General features: G+C 56.0%; 3 protein-coding genes. All 3 read left to right on the top strand.

The features are described from left to right. Window positions 1–3,072: AAA family ATPase (locus ABF979_RS16170; protein ID WP_415560719.1), on the top strand; the 3,072-nt coding region annotated here is incomplete at its 5' end. Continuing rightward, window positions 3,038–4,615, top strand: coding sequence for a hypothetical protein (locus ABF979_RS16165; protein ID WP_415560718.1), 1,578 nt, complete (start codon window positions 3,038–3,040; stop codon window positions 4,613–4,615). The genes ABF979_RS16170 and ABF979_RS16165, both read left to right, overlap by 35 nt. A 696-nt stretch (window positions 4,616–5,311) precedes the next feature. After that, a partial coding sequence (locus ABF979_RS16160) for a recombinase family protein (RefSeq protein WP_415560717.1) occupies window positions 5,312–5,679 on the top strand: 368 nt, incomplete at its 3' end.

Genomic DNA, 5,679 nt, shown 5'->3' with positions numbered 1-5,679 from the left:
CTTGGTGGACGGATCAAGGAACTCGGAGCTCTCTATCAAGCGTATCTTGCCCAGAATTTACGCAAGCTGGGCGTCAAAGTCGCGTTCGATCCAAAGACGGGAGCCGCGCGCCTTCCGGATGTGCCGGACGCCGTGCGCGATGCTTTCTCGAAGCGAACTCAGGGAGGCCGCGATGCGGCGCGACACTTTGCGACATCCCAGGGTCTGGAATGGGACAGCCTGACATCTTCACAGCGTATCAGTCTGCTCAAATCTGGTACTCAGGGAGACAAAAGACAGCCCAAATCGGATGATATGGCCGATTTTGCATTCTGGAGGCAGACTGCGGCAGATCTTGGGTGGACTATTCCCGATTTTGTGGGCAATCGCCCGATAACCCCATTGACCCACACTGACCAACGGCTTGACCACGCCCATCATCTGGCTGCCGAGCTGGTTGCGGAACGATTTAGAGAGAGCGCTGTCCTTGATGAAGCCACAGCGCGACATTGCGCCGCGCAGGCCCTGATCGCCTGCGGCGTCCATGCTCCTGAAGACATCGATATCATCATCCGAACAATGCAGACCCGGCCCCTGTTGCTGGACGGCGAGGAAACAAGGCTCATCTGCGTTGAGCATTACAACCGGCGTGGCGACCGCAATTTCAAATTTACTACGGGACTGCATGTCACCCGTGAGCAGGCGGTGATTGAACTGGCACGGAAGGCCGCCAACGATCGGGATGGTGCAATAACTGAGCCAGAAATTGACGCAGCCATTCTCGCGACCGGTCTGGACTTCTCCTCTTCCCACGGACAGGCCCAACGTCGCGCCATGACGGCCCTGGCCACATGCGGACGTCTTTCCGTTCTCGTGGGTGTGGCTGGCTCGGGGAAAACCACTCTTCTGGCACCGCTGGTACAGGCCTGGAAAAGAGCTGGACGGACAGTCTGGGGCACTGCGATAGCCTGGCGCCAGGCGACTGATCTTGCAGATGCCGGCATTCCTGAAAATCAGATCAAAGCCTGCCACCCGCTCCTGCACGGCATCAAAACCGGCAAGATCTCGCTCGACGCAAACAGTTTAGTCATTCTTGATGAACTCAGCCTTCTGAGCACCACCCAGCTTCTCGAACTTGTTCAGGCCCAGGCGGATAGCGGGTGTCGGCTTGTTTTGATCGGCGATCCCCAGCAGTGCCAGGCGGTGGAAGCCGGACCCGTCGTCGACCTTCTGCGCAGAGCGCTTGGACCAGACGCTATCCCGGAACTGGTTTCCAGTGTCAGACAGACTTCTGAACGCGAACGCGCCACGGCTCTCATGCTCCGGGATGGTCAAAGTCGTGAAGCGCTTGACCGCAAACGTGAAGATGGCACGCTTATCCTGGCATCCGGCGACTATTCGGACGTTGTTACGCGTATTGCCGATCTTTGGCTCGAGCGTCATCACGCAGGATACACCGCGCCAGGTTTTTCTCTGACAGTATCCGCTCCGACCAATGCAGATGCCCGTGAGATTGCCCGTGAAATCCGCATCAGACGCCGACAGATCGGTCTTCTTGGAGAAGATCTGGTCCAGATTGATGCCATCGACCAGCATGGCACCACTTATCCCATGACAGTCGCACGTGGCGATCACGTCAGACTTTATGCGCGCACAAATGCCAGATACCCAACCGCCACTCGGGGAATCATCGGAAACAATGGATCCGTGCTCGAAGTCCTTGATGCTGACCAGACAGGACTGACCCTTCGCAACCGGACTGGCCGTGAAGGTTTCGTTGCCTGGACAACGCTCCAGCATCCCCAAAGCGGCCAGATCCGGCTTGGTTACGGGGATGTGCTATCGATTGATGCCACACAGGGCGTGACCTCGACAGAACATATCGAGGCCATGCCGCGTGGTTCGCAGGCCATCAATGCCCATCGAGCCTACACCCAGGGTTCCCGACATCGGGAACGTACGTGGCTTGTGACATCCGAGGCAGCGGAACGTCGTCAGGTCGCAGGACGCCGCGCATTGGGAGATATCCGTCCCATTCGTTCCCGGGATATTCTCGACAATATGGGGCGGAACATGGCGCGTCCGGATCAACGCGAGGGCGCTCTGGCACTTCTGGACAAAGCCCGGGCAGGACGCAACAGTGCGTATGCAACACTTCAGCACGCCTGCCTGACGATTGAACGGACCCGACAACGGACAGGTTCCTCACCCAGTCTTGCCCCTGCCCTTGCTCGCCATCGTCACCAGAAAATCCATGACCTTCTGGCTGAAGCTGTCTCTTCCTCCCTGTCTGCACAGACCGGGCATGCAACGAGCCTTTCAACCGGCGTGACAGATATGGCCACGCATCTCAAAAAAACGATTTCTGACGCTCTGGCGCCGCTCGCGGACACTCTGCCCGCCTTCAGACGCCGCCGCGTACGCCGCTTAGCGCGCAAGAGAGCGGAAGAGCGGCTTCGTCGTCAGGAAACGCGGGGCTGGCGACGGATCGAACGGCCCCTGACGGATGAGGAAATGCCGGACTGGGGAACCCCGGATTATTTCGCCCTGATCGGTCTTTCCGGTTCGAACGACCGCCGCTCGATTGGCATGACCGATGCCTTCGACCTCTACAAACACGCGCTCTGGCGCAAAGGGGACGCCCGACGCGGCAAACCCGTGGGATTAAAGACTGCGACGCGCGAAGTCACACGTCTCTTTCAGCTCACTTTACCAGAGGCGTATTCCAGCAACGGGTCTACAGATCGTTATCAGGATCTTGTCCTCACGCCTCACGGCCAGCCGTCTTCTTTAACCGATCACCTGATAGACGACCTGAACGATATGGAAATTGCGTTTCACGCCTCCGCCAGACAACCAGACAGCAGAGTTTCCATATCCCACCACGCCCTCGTTTCCGCGCTCTCGGCATTTGATCTTGAAACGGTTCTGGCTGTCTGCGATCGTTTTCTGCTCCTGGCCCGCCCTGATGAGCAGCAGTCACCGGGCATTTCGTCCGACAGGACTCTGACCGTCACATCTGAACGGCATCATTCTGGAAAATCGAAAGCTTCCCGCCATGACCGCCAAAGACACTCAGGATACGATCTCTAAGTCCGCGAACAAGAGCCGGGCCTCCCTGGGGAACCCCTGGCAGGACTGGCACATCAACCTTCGTAGCGGCATGACTGTCCGTGATCTCAATCTCCGTCTTCAGGCAGTGCTGTTCACGGCAGAACATTATCGTCATTGCAGACCCTACTGGACCAGGACTTTCGGGGCAGAGAGACCCCTTGACTATGAACCGGATGCAGAAGAGGAGACGATGCTCATCCGAGCGGACCGTGCAAGGCGGTATCGCCAGACGACAGTCACGACCTATCTTCGCCTGCAATATCTGCATGCACAACTGGCGCAGGCCGTCGGACCAGGACGATCCCAATCTGCGTCACAGCAGGCACGGTTGAATTTTCTGAATGAGCGCATGTCCCGGCTTCAGGATATGACAGGTCGCATTGGAGCATCAGATCCTTTTGATTTCGCCGCCCTTCACCGGGGATTGAAGCCCCGTCGCCTGCGACCGGCACGCCTGACGCCGCGGGAAATGACCTTTATCGACTATGAAGAACGGCGCCGAACCCTGCTTCTTGCCGGAGTTTATATCATCGGCCAGGCCGTCCATGTTGCAGCCCGCCTGATCGTCCACCACGGTGATACGATCGATGTGTCCTGGAACCTTCTGGCGCATCTCTTTTCTGAAGCTATCGAACCCGGAAGCAGACGCAGTCTTTCCCACTACCTGATGGACCAAACGTCGGTTCAAATTCATAATGATTTGGAGGAGTTCATCACCGTAACATATCCCCCGAGCGGAGCACCCCCCAAAAAAACGCCGCAGGGGGGGAAGGGATCTTGGAGTAGAACTGTGTTCATGGATCTGAAAAAATATTATGAACCACTCGCTCCCGTGTTAGGTGCCATGCATCTTCTCGCCTGCCACCGGACCGAACCAGCACGCCCAAATACCGGGCAATGGCCTTCTGTCATCCCACCTGAAAGCGGGGCTCCTTCTCTAATGCGGGGTGGTTATACCCTTCTTGAGGATCCGGAAGACGAGGACATGACCTATGCGACGATCGGGCATACCCTGGCCCTAGAACAGATCTTGACCAGTCAACCGCCCATAATCTGTTCGAAAAAGACGTCCCCCCTTCTCACGAGGGAAGCTCTCATTTCGCTGAACGGCGATTTTCAGTCCTCCGCGCTGTCCAACGATACTGGAATGCGCTTCAGAGATAATTCGATCTCTGTTTTTCACGATCCCTTCTCTAATAAGAACTATCATGTGAAAGATCCGAGTTCTCCGTACAAGTCTGAAATTGACAGCTACGAGTATGACAAGAACCAGCCTTTCCATATTCCGGAGTATATTCCACAGCCTTCAGAGCCAGACGATCTCGAGACTCTGCCAGGCCGTGAATGCTCTGCGGATAACCAGGGCCCGAATCCCGAAACAGACGGCGCTGCTTCCGTGTCCGACGATCATGACAGACGCTTTCTGAGTGCCAAGATTCCACTTCGGCTGCCACCGTTACCGGAAAATGTTTTAGCGGCTGCGCTGGCGTATCAGGATCCCAACAAAAAATCTGAAAAATAGTGTCCGGGAAAATCCGGACTCCAGCAGACGGATCCCACTTGCTTCTCTTCAGGCCGAACATAAGTCGCCTGGAGAAAAACAATGACGTGTCAGTATTCTTCCGCTCAAACTTTCCCTGACCTGATTTTGGCGTCTGACTGTAGCAGCGTCATCGGAATATCGAGCCGACGCATACTCCCCTTGATCCAACCTGACGAAGTCATGCATCGCAAGGAAGGGCGGCGGGATCGGGTATTGATACCCGCGAGCGCATGCCGACGATATCTCCAAACAAAGATGGCAGCTGACAAGACGCGCGGTACGCTTGCCGGGGATATGGAAACAGTCCTGCAAAATTATTATTGCATCCCTGCCCTAATAAAGATCGAATACGCGGCAAAATTTTTTGAAACGTCGCGATCGACATTGAGACGCTGCGTCTCGGACAATCTGATCACAAGCCTGCATATCGGTCGGAGTCATTACGTTCTGTCGGAATCTGCCGCTCATCTTTTCCGACAGAGAGCTCCTGATTATGCATGAAAAAAAATCTCGGGATATGGATCGATCCCATCGGGAGCCTGCCGGGATTTCTGACCATCTGCTTCGTACGCTCGCTAAAATTCTCGCACGCCAAGCAGCCCGAGAATGGTATGAGGGTCAGATCAGCCCTGATTTGGACGTTTTCCCACCGCCACCTGACAGAAAGCTGCCGCCATGAAAGTTGCTCTTTATGCGCGTTATTCCTCGGACAACCAGCGGGATGCGTCCATTGAGGATCAACTGCGGGCCTGTCGCGGTTATGCTGACACACAGGGCTGGACGATCGTTGACAGTTACAGCGACCGGGCAATTTCGGGAGCGTCCTTGATCCGGCCTGGGATCCAGGAGCTCATTTCGGATGCCAATGCTGGTCGCTTCCAGATCCTCCTGACAGAAGCCATGGACCGCCTGTCCCGCGATCAGGAAGATATTGCCGGTCTGTTCAAACGCATGAGCTTTGCAGGGGTAAAGATTGTCACCCTTTCAGAGGGTGAGATCAATCATCTCCATATCGGCCTGACCGGCACGATGAATGCGCTCTA

Source organism: Gluconobacter sp. (assembly GCF_047723935.1).
In the GTDB taxonomy this organism is placed as follows: domain Bacteria; phylum Pseudomonadota; class Alphaproteobacteria; order Acetobacterales; family Acetobacteraceae; genus Gluconobacter.
This window is presented reverse-complemented; position numbering and strand designations above follow the sequence as displayed.

Coding starts and splice junctions, on each gene's coding strand:
- ABF979_RS16165 (WP_415560718.1), top strand. CDS start 3,038: ATGACCGCCAAAGACACTCAGGATACGATCTCTAAGTCCGCGAACAAG.